The organism is Streptomyces sp. M-16 (assembly GCF_052114405.1).
Classification (GTDB): Bacteria; Actinomycetota; Actinomycetes; order Streptomycetales; family Streptomycetaceae; genus Streptomyces.
The window spans coordinates 92,034-105,420 of the sequence record NZ_JBFRER010000004.1; the positions used below are offsets into that span (position 1 = coordinate 92,034).

The window sequence follows — 13,387 nt, forward strand, 5'->3', positions numbered from 1 at the left end:
GCGCGCCCGCCTGCCTTCGGGGAGGCGTCCCGCACTACTTCACGACGAGCGAGGACCATGCCTTGACCCACTGGTCACGGTTCTTGGCGATGGCGTCGGGGGCGACCGTTTCCGGCTTCTCGACGACCACGCCGTGCTTCGTGAACACCTCCGGCAGCTTCGCGTCCTTGACCACCGGGTTCACGAACATCTGGAGCGGCATGTCCTCCTGGAACTTCTTGCTCACCAGGAAGTCGATGAGCGCCTTGCCGCCCTCCTCGTTCTTCGCGCCCTTGAGCAGGCCCGCGAACTCGACCTGGCGGAAGCAGGTGCCGGTGGCCACGCCCGTGGGGGCCTCGGTCGGCTGCGGCTCGCCGTAGAGGACCTCGACCGGCGGGCTGGAGGCGTAGGAGACGACCAGCGGACGGTCGCCCTTGGCCTTCTTGCCGCCCGCGGAGCCGGAGAAGCGCTCGTTGTAGGCCTGCTCCCAGCCGTCGACGACCTCGACGCCGTTGGCCTTGAGCTTGCTCCAGTAGTCCTTCCAGCCGTCCTCGCCGTACTTGCCGACGGAGGCGAGCAGGAAGCCGAGGCCGGGCGAGGAGGTCGCGGCGTTCTCGGTGACCAGCAGGTTCTTGTACTCCGGCTTGGTCAGGTCGTCCAGCGTCTGCGGCGGGGCGATCTTCTTGTCGGCGAAGTAGGCCTTGTCGTAGTTGACGCAGATGTCGCCGGAGTCGACCGGGGTGACACGGTGCTGCTGGTCGAGCACGAACTCCGGCTTGACCTGGTCCAGGCCCTTGGCCTGGTACGGGGTGAAGATCCCGTTGTCGAGGGCGCGCGAGAGGAGCGTGTTGTCGACGCCGAAGAAGACGTCGCCGCGCGGGGAGCCCTTGGTGAGGATCTCCTGGTTCAGGGCGGCGCCGGCGTCGCCGGACTTCAGGACCTTGACGGTGTAGCCGCTCTGCTGCTCGAACTCCTTGAGGACCGTGTCGGTCACGTTGAAGGAGTCGTGGGAGACCAGGGTGATCGTCTTGGACTTCGGGGCGTCGCTCGCGCCCGCCGGCTTGTCCTTGGCGTCGCCGCCGCCGCAGGCGCTGAGCGTGCCGACGCCCAGCGCGGCCACGAGCGCGGCGCCCGCGATCTTCTTGGTGGTGCTCACTGGTGAATTCCTCCTGGGATGTCCAGGAGAAGACGCGGCCCTGCCCGGCGCTCTGTGGGAGCGGACGCCGGGCAGGGCGCAACAGCTTGAGTGATGACCGAACTTCCTACCCCGAATGACCGGGGCGAGGTTCAGAGGGTCTGCGGATGACGGTTACCGCACTCTCAGCGCTGTGGCGCTCCCCTGTCGGAATGATGAAGTTGTCCGGCCACAGGGTACCCCGTGGCCGATTACGGGCGGTCGCGGCCGGAATCTAGCGCTCGGAGGCGGCCAGCTGGCCGCACGCGCCGTCAATCTCCTGGCCACGGGTGTCGCGTACGGTCACGGGCACGCCGTGCCGGGCGATGGCCTCCACGAAGGCCTTCTCGTCCTCGGGACGCGAGGCGGTCCACTTCGAGCCCGGGGTCGGGTTCAGCGGGATCAGGTTGACGTGCACGCGCTTGCCCTTGAGCAGGCGGCCGAGGAGGTCACCGCGCCAGGCCTGGTCGTTGATGTCGCGGATCAGCGCGTACTCGATGGAGATGCGCCGGCCGGACTTCTCGGCGTACTCCCAGGCCGCGTCGAGCACCTCGCGGACCTTCCAGCGGGTGTTCACCGGGACCAGGGTGTCGCGCAGCTCGTCGTCCGGCGCGTGCAGCGAGACGGCGAGGCGGCACTTGAAGCCCTCGTCGGCGAAGCGCAGCATGGCCGGGACCAGGCCGACGGTGGAGACGGTGATGCCGCGCTGCGACAGGCCCAGGCCGTCGGGCTCCGGGTCGGTGAGGCGGCGGATGGCGCCGACGACCCGCTTGTAGTTGGCCAGCGGCTCGCCCATGCCCATGAAGACGATGTTGGAGAGCCGGGCCGGGCCGCCGGGGACCTCGCCGTCGCGCAGCGCGCGCATGCCGTCGACGATCTGGTGCACGATCTCGGCGGTGGACAGGTTGCGGTCCAGGCCCGCCTGGCCGGTGGCGCAGAACGGGCAGTTCATGCCGCAGCCGGCCTGCGAGGAGATGCACATGGTGACCCGGTCGGGGTAGCGCATCAGCACGGACTCGACGAGCGTGCCGTCGTGCAGCTTCCACAGGGTCTTGCGGGTGGTGTCGTCGTCGCAGCTGATGTGCCGGACGACGTTCATCAGCTCCGGCAGCAGCTCCTGCTGGAGCTTCTCGCGCGACGCGGCGGGGATGTCGGTCCACTCGGCCGGGTCGTGCGCGTACCGGGCGAAGTAGTGCTGGGAGAGCTGCTTGGCCCGGAACGGCTTCTCACCGATCGCGGCCACGGCCTCCCGGCGCTCGGCCGGGGTCAGGTCGGCGAGGTGCCGGGGCGGCTTCTTGGCCCCACGAGGGGCGACGAAGGTGAGCTCTCCCGGAACGGGGCGGGCCATGGCGGGTACTCCTTGTAAGACGAAAGGCGCGCCGCAGAAGCAGCGCGCCCTCCAAGAGTAACCGCCCGGCGTATCGCCCGGCTTTTCCGCAGGTCAGCCCGTACCCACGAAGGCCGCCAGCAGCAGCCAGACCACCGGAGCGGTCGGCAGCAGCGAGTCGAGCCGGTCCATGATGCCGCCGTGCCCCGGGAGCAGGGTGCCCATGTCCTTGATGCCGAGGTCCCGCTTGATCATCGACTCGCCCAGGTCACCCAGGGTGGCGCTGACCGCGACCGCCAGGCCCAGCAGCAGGCCCTGCCACCAGGAGCCCCCGTCGATCAGGAACTCCATGCACAGCGCGCCGGCCGCCATCGCGAAGGCCACCGCCCCGAAGAGTCCCTCGCGGGTCTTGCCGGGGCTGATGCGCGGGGCGAGCTTGGTCTTGCCGAAGCGCCAGCCGACCGCGTAGGCCCCCGTGTCGCTGACCACCGTCAGGACCAGGAAGGTCACCACCCGCTGGGGGCCGTCATCGGCTGTGAGCAGCATCGCGACGAACGTGGCCAGGAAGGGCACGTAGAACGCCGCGAAGACGCCCGCCGTCACGTCCTTGAGGTAGTCCTCGGGCGCTTCGGTCATCCGCCAGACGAGCACGGCCAGCGCCGTGAGCGCCATGGCCACCCAGGCGCCCTCGGCCCCCCGGACGTATCCGGCGATCACCATGGCCGCGCCGCCGACCGCGAGCGGGACGAGCGGGGCCTTGATGCCCTTCTTCTCCTGGAGCCGGGAGGTGAGCTCCCACAGGCCGACGACGACGGCGACGACGATCACACCGACGAAGACGGCCTTGACGATGAACAGCGAAGCGAAGATCACCGCGCCGAGGCCGACGCCGACCCCTATGGCGGCACGCAGATCCCGCCCCGCGCGCTTCTTCTGCGGCGGCGGGGAGGCGTCCTGCGGTACCTGCGAAGGCGGAGGCGGGGGGCTGGGCATGGGCTCCTGCGGCGGCGTCTCGGTGCGGAACGGGGGGCCGCCGAAGGCGGCGGCCCCCCGATCGCGTGCTTCCCGGTCGTCGAAATCACGGCCGGCGGCATCGGGCACGATGGACATGGGCCGAGTCTGAGGGCCCACCAGCGCATCGTATGCGGGACCCGCCGCCACCGGCTCGGCGGCCCAGGGAGAGTCGTTCATCAGACCTCGAGCAGCTCGGATTCCTTGTGCTTGAGCAGCTCGTCCACCTGCGCGACGTACTTCGCGGTGGTGTCGTCGAGCTCCTTCTCCGCGCGGCGCACCTCGTCCTCGCCGGCTTCCTTGTCCTTGACGAGCTTGTCGAGGGCGTCCTTGGCCTTGCGGCGCACGGAACGGATGGAGACCTTGGAGTCCTCGGCCTTGGTGCGCGCGACCTTGATGTACTCCTTGCGGCGCTCACCGGTGAGCTCCGGGAAGGTCACCCGGATGATGCGGCCGTCGTTGCTCGGGTTGACACCGAGGTCGGAGTCGCGGATCGCCTGCTCGATGTTGCGCAGCGCCGACGCGTCGAACGGCGTCACGATCGCCATGCGCGGCTCGGGAACCGCGAAGGAGGCGAGCTGGTTGATGGGCGTGATGGCGCCGTAGTAGTCCGCCACGATCTTGTTGAACATCGCCGGGTGCGCACGGCCCGTGCGAATCGCGGCGAAGTCTTCCTTGGCGACGACGACGGCCTTCTCCATCTTCTCCTCGGCCTCGAGGAGGATTTCTTCGATCACCACGTGCTCCTGCATGTCAGATTTGGATGGTTCAGGCGGGCGGGGCGGTACGAGCCGCCCGGACCGGGCCCGGCCGAAGCCGGGCCGCGGTGGGGCTCAGGCCCGGGTGCCCTGGTCGCTCACGAGCGTGCCGATCTTCTCACCCTTGACGGCGCGGGCGATATTGCCCTCGGCGAGGAGTTCGAAGACCAGGATCGGAAGCGTGTTGTCGCGGCACAGCGTGATGGCCGTGGCGTCGGCGACCTTGAGGTCCCGGGACAGCACCTCGCTGTACTCCAGCGCGTCGAACTTCACCGCGTCCGGGTTGGTCTTCGGGTCGGAGTCGTAGACCCCGTCGACACCGTTCTTGCCCATGAGGAGGGCTTCGGCGTCGATCTCCAGGGCACGCTGGGCGGCCGTGGTGTCGGTGGAGAAGTACGGCATGCCCATGCCGGCGCCGAAGATCACGACGCGGCCCTTCTCCAGGTGCCGGACGGCGCGCAGCGGGATGTACGGCTCCGCGACCTGGCCCATGGTGATGGCGGTCTGGACACGGCTGTCGATGCCTTCCTTCTCCAGGAAGTCCTGGAGGGCGAGGCAGTTCATGACGGTGCCGAGCATGCCCATGTAGTCGGACCGGGCCCGGTCCATACCGCGCTGCTGCAGCTCGGCGCCGCGGAAGAAGTTGCCGCCGCCGATGACGATCGCGATCTCGGCGCCGTCTCGGACCACGGCCGCGATCTCGCGGGCGATGGCGTGCACGACGTCAGGGTCGACACCCAGCCCGCCGCCGCCTGAGAAGGCTTCGCCGGAGAGCTTCAGCATGAAGCGGCGACCCTTCTTCTCGTGGTCGCTCTTGTCGTCGGAAGCGGTGTGGGTGTCCACGCCCTGATTCATGGAGATCTCCTCGTGCACATACGAAGAAGGCCATTGCCGGTGGGTCCTTGCGGTTCCCTCTACGGCAATGGCCTCCTCGTCAGATCTGCGGTCGCCTCGCGCGAGCGCGGACGACTGCTTCAGACCCTACCGGGGTCCGGTGTCCGTCGCGTACGGACGGACTCAGATGCCGACCTTGATGCGGGTGAAGCGCTTCAGGGTGACACCGGCCTCGTCCAGAACCTTCTGGACGGACTTCTTGTTGTCCAGGGCGTACGGCTGGCCGAGCAGCGTGGCGTCCTTGAAGAAACCGTTGACGCGACCCTCGACGATCTTGGCGATCGCGGCCTCGGGCTTGCCCTCGGCGCGGGTGGTCTCCTCGGCGACGCGGCGCTCGGACTCGACGATCTCGGCCGGGACGTCCTCGGCGGTCAGGTACTTCGGCGCGAACGCGGCGATGTGCTGGGCGATGCCCTTGGCCAGGTCGGCGTCGGCCTTGTCCAGCTCGACCAGGACACCGATCTGCGGGGGCAGGTCGGGCATGGTGCGGTGCATGTAGGAGGCCACGAAGGCACCCTCGTACGCCGCGAAGCGGTCGAGGACGATCTTCTCGCCGAGGTTGGCGTTGGCCTCGTCCACGAACGCCTGGACGGTCTTGCCGGCCTCGATCTCGGACGCCAGCAGCGCCTCGATGTCCGCCGGGGAGGTGGCGGCCACGTGGGCGGCGAGCTGGTCGGCGACGGCCAGGAACTTCGGGCTCTTCGCGACGAAGTCGGTCTCGCACTTGAGCTCGACGAGGACACCGGAGGTGCCGTCGGCGGCGATCAGGGAGGTGACGGCACCGTTCTCGGCGGAACGGCCCTCGCGCTTGGCGACACCCTTCAGGCCCTTGACGCGCAGGATCTCGTTGGCCTTGGTGACGTCACCGTCGGCCTCGACGAGCGCGTTCTTGCAGTCCAGCATGCCGGCGCCGGTGAGCTCGCGGAGCTTCTTGACGTCAGCGGCGGTGTAGTTCGCCATGAGTCTGTGATTCTCTCTCGAAGTCGTAGATCTACGGGTGAACGGCGGAGGCGCCGCGCTCGTGGCGCGGCTCCCCCGCCGTCATCGTCCGTGCTGCGAGTGCCCGGCGGATGAACGCCGGGCCCACTCAGTGGGTCAGGCCTGCTCGGCGTCGGCGGCCGGAGCCTCGACAGCGTCGGCGGCCGGAGCCTCGACGGCCTCGGCGGCCGGGGCCTCGACGGCGGCGTCGGCCGCGGGGGCCTCGGCGTCGTCGGCCTTCTTCTCACCCTCGAGCAGGTCGCGCTCCCACTCGGCGAGCGGCTCGGCGGCGGCCTTCTCGCCCGGCTTCGAGTCACCGGTCGCAGCGCCGGAGCGGGCGATGAGGCCCTCGGCGACGGCGTCGGCGATCACGCGGGTGAGCAGGGTGACGGAGCGGATCGCGTCGTCGTTGCCCGGGATCTTGTAGTCGACCTCGTCGGGGTCGCAGTTGGTGTCGAGGATCGCGACCACGGGGATGTGCAGCTTGCGCGCCTCACCGACCGCGATGTGCTCCTTCTTGGTGTCGACGATCCAGACGGCGCTGGGAACCTTCGACATCTCGCGGATACCACCGAGGGTCTTCTCCAGCTTGGTCTTCTCGCGGGAGAGGACCAGGAGCTCCTTCTTGGTGAGACCCGAGGCGGCGACGTCCTCGAAGTCGATCGCCTCAAGCTCCTTCAGACGCTGGAGGCGCTTGTAGACGGTGGAGAAGTTGGTGAGCATGCCACCGAGCCAACGCTGGTTGACGTACGGCATGCCGACGCGCGTCGCCTGCTCGGCGATGGCCTCCTGCGCCTGCTTCTTCGTACCGACGAACATGATGGAGCCACCGTGCGCGACGGTCTCCTTCACGAACTCGTAGGCGCGGTCGATGTACGACAGCGACTGGAGCAGGTCGATGATGTAGATGCCGTTGCGCTCGGTGAAGATGAAGCGCTTCATCTTCGGGTTCCAGCGACGGGTCTGGTGACCGAAGTGGACGCCGCTTTCCAGCAGCTCCCGCATCGTTACGACGGCCATGGCCATCTCCTTGTTTTCTCGGTTTGGTTCCTGACGCCCCGCCGCGCCCTGCCCCGAAGAGGGACCGAGAGACGCTGTTCACCAGGCCGGATCCGGCCGATGCTGGGGCGTGCGAAGTCGACCCGGTGACCCGGATCGCCACAAGAAGTGTACGGGACCCGGCGGTATGCCGGGTGACGCCGTTGTCCACACCCTTTCGGCCATCCACAGGCACGGCCGCCCGCGGCCGTGCGCGCGGGAGCCTGGGGGCATGACGACACTGCTGCTCACCCTGCTGCTGGCGCTGGCCCCCGCCCTGCCCCGGACCCTCGTCCCGAACCCCGTCCCGGCGGTGCGGCCACTGCCCCCGCCGCTGTCCGTGGCGCGCTGGTGGGATCCGCCGCCGACGCCCTACGCGGCCGGCCACCGCGGGGTGGACCTGGCCGCTCCGGTGGGGGCGCGGGTACGGGCCGTCGGACCGGGGCGGGTGCACTACGCCGGGCAGGTCGCGGGCCGCGGGGTGCTCTCGCTCACCCTCCCCGGGGGCCGGCGCACGACCTACGAGCCGGTGCGGCCGCTGGTCGCGGAGGGGGAGGAGGTCGCGGCGGGGCAGGAGGTCGCGGTCCTCACGGCGGGCTCGCACTGCCCGGGCCCGTGCCTGCACTGGGGCCTGCTGACCGGCGAGAACACCTACCTCGACCCGCTGACCCTGCTCCCCCGCCCCATGCCCCGCCTCCTGCCGACGGCCTGGCCCTCGTAGGGCGCCGCGGGCCAGGCAAGATCCGGAAGAGACGGCCTAGCCGCGCACGCCCCGCAGGGCCATGGCGACGGCGGCCTCGGTCACCACCCCGGGCTCCTCGGCCGCGCCGAGCTCGATCCGGCGCACCGCGGCGTCCACGACGCCCTGCAGCAGCATCGCGGCCAGCCGCGGCTCCGTGTGGCCCAGGGCCCCGAGGGCCTCGACGACCATCGCGACCAGGCCGCCGTGCGCGGCGCGGATCTTCTCCCGCGCGCCCGCGTCCAGCTCGCTGGCGGAAATCGCCACCACCGCCCGGTGCCGGCGGTCCCCCACCAGCCCGAGCTGGCTGCGCACGTACGCCTCGATCTTCGCCTCGGGCGTCTGCGCCGCCTCCATGGCGGCCTCGATCTCGGCGGCCCACACGGGGAAGTCCACCGCGCACAGCTCTTCGACCACGGCCGCGCGCGACCGGAAGTACTCGTACACGGACGACCGGGCGAGCCCGGTCCGCTCCGCGAGGGCGGGGAAGGTCAGGGCTTCCGTCCCGCCTTCGGACAGCAGGGAGCGCGCCGCGTCCAACAGGGCGCCGCGCTGCATCGACCGGTGCTCGGCCACGGAGGCCGCTCGAATCCTGGGCACGTCACCACTGTACGGAGGGTGTGCAAGGCCGGTTCCGGGTCAGCGGCCGACGTCGGCGAGCTTGGCCCTCAGCTGGAGCACGGACTTGGTGTGGATCTGGCTGACGCGGCTCTCGGTCACGCCCAGCACGTTGCCGATCTCGGCGAGGGTGAGGCCCTCGTAGTAGTAGAGGGTCACGACCGTCTTCTCCCGCTCGGGGAGCGTGTTGATGGCCCGTGCGAGCAGTCGGCGCAGTTCCCGGTCCTCGGCCACCTCGACCGGGTCGTCGGCGGCGTGGTCCTCCAGGGTGTCCATCAGGGAGAGCCGGTCGCCGCCCTCCCCGCCGGCGTGCAGCAGCTCTTCGAGGGCGACCACGTTGGCCAGGGACAACTGGCTGAAAACCGTGTGGAGTTCCTCGACCCCGATCCCCATCTCACCCGCGACCTCGCCCTCCGTCGGGGTCCGCCGCAGCTGGGCCTCCAGGGTGGCGTAGGCGCGCTCCACGGCACGCGCCTTCTGCCGCACGGAGCGCGGGATCCAGTCGAGCGCCCGCAGCTCGTCGATCATCGCGCCGCGGATCCGGGTGATGGCGTACGTCTCGAACTTGATGGACCGTTCGATGTCGAACTTCTCGATCGCGTCGATCAGGCCGAAGACCCCGGAGGAGACGAAGTCGGCCTGTTCCACGTTGGGCGGCAGGCCGACGCTGACCCGGCCCGCCACGTACTTCACCAGCGGCGAGTAGTGCAGGATCAGCTGCTCCCGCAGCCGTTCGTCGCCCGACTCCTTGTATGAGCGCCAGAGCACCTCCAGGGACGAGGGCGCGGTGGACCGCACGCTGCCGCGGGCAGCGGGGGGCACCGCAGCGCGGTCGGACCCTGAGGTGTGCTGGGGCATGCTTCGCCTTTGCCGGAGCCGGATTCCTTGGGAGCGTAGCGTGACGGAAGTGTCGCGGTGCGCGAAGAGTACGGGATGGCGCGGGGGCGCAGCGGCGCCCGGACTCGCACGGGCGGCCCGGGACCGGCGCCTGGCGCTCGGCCCCGGCGGCTGCCACCGGGAAGACCGCGTCTCTCATCGCCTTCACTCTTTCACCGGAACGCCCCAGGTCAATGACCGCCTCGCCGGGTGGCCCGGGATTGCGCCCCCTCTCGTGGCGGGCGCGGGGTCAACCGCCAGTCGTCGCCCTGCCGTTCGACGAACCCCAGAGAGTGAAGTTCGTACAGTCTGCCGATGACTTCATCGGTGCCGGTGGCCGCGGCGAGGGAGATCTCCTCCAGCCGCGCGGGCCGGCCGGCGGGAAGCGCGTCGAGCACGCGCACGGTGTCCGGGGGCAGGAGGTCGCGGGCGAGCACCGGTCCGCGGCGCACGGGTGCCAGCTCGCCGATGTCGCCGACCAGTTCCACCACCTCGGCGGCGTCCGTGACGAGCTGTGCCTCGCCGCGCAGCAGCTCGTGCACTCCGGCGGAGAGGCCGCTGGTGGCGGGGCCGGGGACGCCCATGGTGAGGCGGCCGAGCCGCTGGGCCCGGCGGGCGGTGACCAGGGAGCCGCTGCGGTGGGCCGCCTCGACGACCACGGTGCCCCGGGTGAGGGCCGCGATGACCCGGTTGCGCAGGACGAAGCGGCTCGGGGTGGGGTTGCAGCCGGGCGGCAGCTCCCCCAGCACCAGCCCCTGACGGGCGATCCGGCCGAGGAGCCCGGCGTGGCCACGGGGGTAGCTCACGTCCACTCCGCAGGCCAGCACCGCGACGGTGGCGCCGCCGGTGCCGAGGGCGCCCCGGTGCGCGGCGCCGTCGATCCCGTACGCGGCGCCGGAGACCACCACCCAGCCGCGCTCGGCGAGCCCGGCGGCGAGGGTCTGCGCCATGTGGGCCCCGTAGGGGGTGCACGCGCGGGCCCCCACCACGGCGACCGAGCGCAGGGCCCAGGTCCGCAGGTCGGCGCCGCCCCGCAGCCACAGCCCGACGGGCCGGGCGTCCCCGAGGTCGTCCAGCTGGGTCGGCCACTCCGCCGAACCCGGCGGGACGAACCGGCACCCCGCCGCGGCGGCCTGCGCGAGGTCCCGCCGGGGCTCGGCGAGGGCGGCCCGTCTGCGGTACCCGTCGATCCGCTCGGGTCCGACCCCGGTCAGCGCGCCGGGCTCCGGGCCGTCGCCGGTCAGGAGCCGCATCAGCCCGACGGCCCCGTGCTCGCGCAGCCACCGGCCCCCGCACTCGTCCCCGGGTTCCAGCACCCGGGTCAGCGCGACCCGTGCCAGCGTCTCCGCCCCGGCCTCGCCTCCCTCCGTGCCGTCCTGCCCCTGCCGGGTCCCGGCCCGCGCCGCGCCGTCCCGTTCCCACCCCCCGCCGGAAGCCGGGCCCGCCGGGCCGCCACGGCCACCGGGGTACGGGACCTGCACGTCGGGCGGGCCGCCGCACTGCGGGACCTCCGCGTCCCCCGCCCCGCCGGCGGTCACCGCCGCACCCCCGCGTCCATGGCCGCCCCGCGGGCGATCCCGGTGCGCAGTTCCAGCGCGACGGCCACGTCCAGCGCGTCGGGGCGGTCGCGTCCGCGCAGGTCGGCCACGGTCCAGGCGACCCGTAACACCCGGTCCAGGCCCCGCGCGGTCAGCAGTCCGCGCTCCATGTCCCGCTCGGCCCGGGCCAGCGCCCCGGGGCCGGCCGGCCAGCGGGTGCGCAGCTCGTGCCCGGGCACCTCGGAGTTCAGCCGCCAGGGCGTGTCGGCGAGCCGGGCGGCGGCCCGGTCTCGGGCCTCGCGGACCCGGGCGGCAACGGTCGCGGTGGTCTCCCCCCTGCCGCCCTGCCCGAGGAGGTCGGAGCGGGTCACGGGCTCGACCTCGACCCGCAGGTCGACCCGGTCCAGCAGCGGCCCCGACAACCGGGCCTGGTAGCGCCGGATCACGGCGGCCGGGCATTCGCAGCCGGCGCCGTGCAGGGTGTGCCGCCCGCACGGGCAGGGGTTCGCGGCGAGGACCATCAGGAAGCGGGCCGGCAACCGCACCACCCCGGCGGCACGCGCGATGACCACGTGCCCCGCTTCGAGGGGCTGCCGCAGGGCGTCCAGCACCTTCCCGCTGAACTCCGCGGCCTCGTCCAGGAACAGCACCCCCCGGTGGGCCAGCGAGACCGCCCCGGGCCGGGGGATCCCGGCGCCGCCGCCGACCAGGGACTGCATCGTCGCGGAGTGGTGCGGGGCGCAGTACGGGGGCCGCCCGACCAGGGGTTCGCCGGGCGGCAGGATCCCCGCGACGGAGTGGACGGCGGTCACCTCCAGGGAGTCCTGCCGGTCGAGCGGGGGCAGGAGCCAGGGCAGCCGCTCGGCCAGCATCGTCTTGCCCGCGCCGGGCGGCCCGCTGAGGAAGAGGTGGTGGCCCCCGGAGGCGGCCACCTCCAGGGCCCGGCGGGCCGCGTACTGGCCGGCGACGTCGGCGAGGTCGGGAACCTCCGCGGCGTCACCCCCGCCCCGGGCCAGGCCCGTACCCAGTCCGGCGCCCGGCACCACCAGCCCCGCCAGCATCGGGTCGGGGCGTCCCGGCCGGTCCGGCGGCTCCTCATCGGGCACCGCCTCGTCGGTCAGGACGGCGATCAGCTGCCGCAGGCTGCGCACCCCGAGCACCGCGACGTCCGGGACCAGCCCGGCCTCGCCGGCGCACTGCTCGGGCACCACCACCTGCCGGTACCCGGCCTCGGCGGCGGCGAGCACCGCGGGCAGGATCCCCCGCACCGGGCGGACCCGGCCGTCGAGGCCCAGCTCCCCGATGAGCACGAGGTCGGCGATCGCCCCGGGGTCGACCACCTCGGCGGCGCCCAGCACCGCGACGGCGACGGCGAGGTCGAAATGGGCGCCCGCCTTCGGGACGGACGCCGGGCTGAGCCCGACCGTGAGCTTCTTCTGCGGCCACTGGGCTCCGGAGTTCACCACGGCGGCCCGCACCCGGTCCCGGCTCTCGACCAGGGTCTTGTCGGGCAGCCCCACCAGGGTGAAGGCGGCGACCCCCGGCTCCAGGTCTGCCTGGACCTCGACCAGTACGCCCTCGACGCCCACCAGGGCCACCGAGCAGGCCCGCGCGAAACCCATCAGGCCACCCCCCTGACGTGCTCCACCTGCGGCGCCCCACGGCGCGGCAGCAGCACTCCGACGAGGTCGATCCGCACCCCGCCCGGGGGCGGTCCGCCGTGATCGGCGAGCCAGCGCCCGGCGAGCCGTCGCAGCCGCTCGGCCTTGGCGGCCCGGACCGCGGCCATGGGGTGCTCGAAGACCCCCTGGCGGCGCGTCTTGACCTCGCACAGGACGAGGGCGTCCCCGTCCCGCGCGACGATGTCGACCTCCCCGCCCCGGCACCGCCAGTTCCGGGCGATCACAGTCATCCCCGACTCGGTCAGCCTCCGCACGGCGAGATCCTCGCCGTACCGTCCCAGCGCCTGTCGTGCCACGCCCTTCGCGTTCATCCGGCACCACCTCCGGCACCGAGGTTCCCGTGTCCGGACGCACCGAGTGGATCTTGGTGGACAACCGGGGCGTTGTGGAAAACCCGCTCACCCCCAGGGGTGAGCGGGCGGGGCGGATCAGCCGCCCGGGAGTTCGAGGTCGCTCTTGTTGAGCTCCTCGATGTTCACGTCCTTGAAGGTCAGCACCCGTACCTGCTTGACGAAGCGCGCGGGCCGGTACATGTCCCAGACCCAGGCGTCCGCCATCGAGACCTCGAAGAAGACCTCCCCCTGGACCGAGTGCACCTGCATCTCGTAGTCGTTGGTGAGGTAGAAACGGCGTTCGGTCTCGATCACGTACTTGAACAGCCCGACGACGTCGCGGTACTCCCGATAGAGCTTCAGCTCCATCTCGGTCTCGTACTTTTCGAGGTCCTCGGCACTCATGGCATGTTCCCCTTCAGCCGTGCGTCCCCCTATTGTGC

Annotated in this window: 14 protein-coding genes; 1 reads left to right on the forward strand and 13 read right to left on the reverse strand. The window is 71.7% G+C overall.

The features are described from left to right. Nucleotides 1-34: 34 nt before the first annotated feature. The 7 genes from AB4039_RS03100 to rpsB all read right to left on the reverse strand — a co-directional run bounded on the left by AB4039_RS03100 (nucleotide 35) and on the right by rpsB (nucleotide 7,141). Nucleotides 35-1,135: a thiamine ABC transporter substrate-binding protein gene (locus AB4039_RS03100; RefSeq protein WP_266842616.1), complete on the reverse strand. Its 1,101-nt coding sequence runs from the start codon at nucleotides 1,133-1,135 to the stop codon at nucleotides 35-37. Nucleotides 1,136-1,388: 253 nt separating this feature from the next. Then, the gene (gene rlmN, locus AB4039_RS03105) at nucleotides 1,389-2,501 is read right to left on the reverse strand and encodes a 23S rRNA (adenine(2503)-C(2))-methyltransferase RlmN (protein ID WP_266842615.1); all 1,113 of its coding nucleotides are present in this window, start codon (nucleotides 2,499-2,501) and stop codon (nucleotides 1,389-1,391) included. A 93-nt stretch (nucleotides 2,502-2,594) separates the two neighbouring features. Beyond that, nucleotides 2,595-3,671 (reverse strand): phosphatidate cytidylyltransferase, encoded by a 1,077-nt coding sequence (locus tag AB4039_RS03110; RefSeq protein WP_266842613.1) that lies wholly within the window; start codon nucleotides 3,669-3,671, stop codon nucleotides 2,595-2,597. After that, a complete protein-coding gene (frr, locus tag AB4039_RS03115) occupies nucleotides 3,671-4,228 on the reverse strand; it encodes a ribosome recycling factor (RefSeq protein WP_030227444.1) in 558 nt (185 codons plus the stop codon). The genes AB4039_RS03110 and frr overlap by 1 nt, the downstream gene beginning before the upstream one ends. Nucleotides 4,229-4,324: 96 nt before the next feature. Further along, nucleotides 4,325-5,104 (reverse strand): UMP kinase, encoded by a 780-nt coding sequence (pyrH, locus tag AB4039_RS03120; protein WP_266842611.1) that lies wholly within the window; start codon nucleotides 5,102-5,104, stop codon nucleotides 4,325-4,327. Nucleotides 5,105-5,266: 162 nt separating this feature from the next. Continuing rightward, nucleotides 5,267-6,103 (reverse strand): translation elongation factor Ts, encoded by an 837-nt coding sequence (gene tsf, locus AB4039_RS03125; protein WP_266842610.1) that lies wholly within the window; start codon nucleotides 6,101-6,103, stop codon nucleotides 5,267-5,269. 135 nt (nucleotides 6,104-6,238) lie between these two features. Next, complete coding sequence (gene rpsB / locus AB4039_RS03130) at nucleotides 6,239-7,141, reverse strand: 30S ribosomal protein S2 (protein ID WP_442269915.1); 903 nt, start codon at nucleotides 7,139-7,141, stop codon at nucleotides 6,239-6,241. A 250-nt stretch (nucleotides 7,142-7,391) separates the two neighbouring features. Between rpsB and AB4039_RS03135 the strand changes: the two genes are divergently transcribed. After that, on the forward strand, nucleotides 7,392-7,880 hold the full coding sequence (locus AB4039_RS03135) for a M23 family metallopeptidase (RefSeq protein ID WP_442269916.1): 489 nt from the start codon (nucleotides 7,392-7,394) through the stop codon (nucleotides 7,878-7,880). A gap of 36 nt (nucleotides 7,881-7,916) precedes the next feature. On the opposite strand, the gene AB4039_RS03140 is transcribed toward AB4039_RS03135, so the two are convergent. The 6 genes from AB4039_RS03140 to AB4039_RS03165 all read right to left on the reverse strand — a co-directional run bounded on the left by AB4039_RS03140 (nucleotide 7,917) and on the right by AB4039_RS03165 (nucleotide 13,349). Further along, nucleotides 7,917-8,474, reverse strand: coding sequence for a TetR/AcrR family transcriptional regulator (locus AB4039_RS03140; RefSeq protein WP_266844069.1), 558 nt, complete (start codon nucleotides 8,472-8,474; stop codon nucleotides 7,917-7,919). A 63-nt stretch (nucleotides 8,475-8,537) separates the two neighbouring features. Continuing rightward, nucleotides 8,538-9,374: an RNA polymerase sigma factor WhiG gene (gene whiG, locus AB4039_RS03145; RefSeq protein ID WP_266842606.1), complete on the reverse strand. Its 837-nt coding sequence runs from the start codon at nucleotides 9,372-9,374 to the stop codon at nucleotides 8,538-8,540. 209 nt (nucleotides 9,375-9,583) lie between these two features. Continuing rightward, nucleotides 9,584-10,873 (reverse strand): DNA-processing protein DprA, encoded by a 1,290-nt coding sequence (gene dprA, locus AB4039_RS03150; protein ID WP_442269940.1) that lies wholly within the window; start codon nucleotides 10,871-10,873, stop codon nucleotides 9,584-9,586. Nucleotides 10,874-10,926: 53 nt separating this feature from the next. Then, nucleotides 10,927-12,552: an ATP-binding protein gene (locus AB4039_RS03155; RefSeq protein ID WP_266842605.1), complete on the reverse strand. Its 1,626-nt coding sequence runs from the start codon at nucleotides 12,550-12,552 to the stop codon at nucleotides 10,927-10,929. Continuing rightward, nucleotides 12,552-12,923 (reverse strand): YraN family protein, encoded by a 372-nt coding sequence (locus AB4039_RS03160; RefSeq protein ID WP_266842604.1) that lies wholly within the window; start codon nucleotides 12,921-12,923, stop codon nucleotides 12,552-12,554. The genes AB4039_RS03155 and AB4039_RS03160 overlap by 1 nt, the downstream gene beginning before the upstream one ends. 117 nt (nucleotides 12,924-13,040) lie before the next feature. Continuing rightward, entirely contained in the window at nucleotides 13,041-13,349 is a 309-nt protein-coding gene (locus tag AB4039_RS03165; RefSeq protein WP_003965949.1) for a DUF2469 domain-containing protein, read from the reverse strand. Nucleotides 13,350-13,387 lie beyond the last annotated feature (38 nt).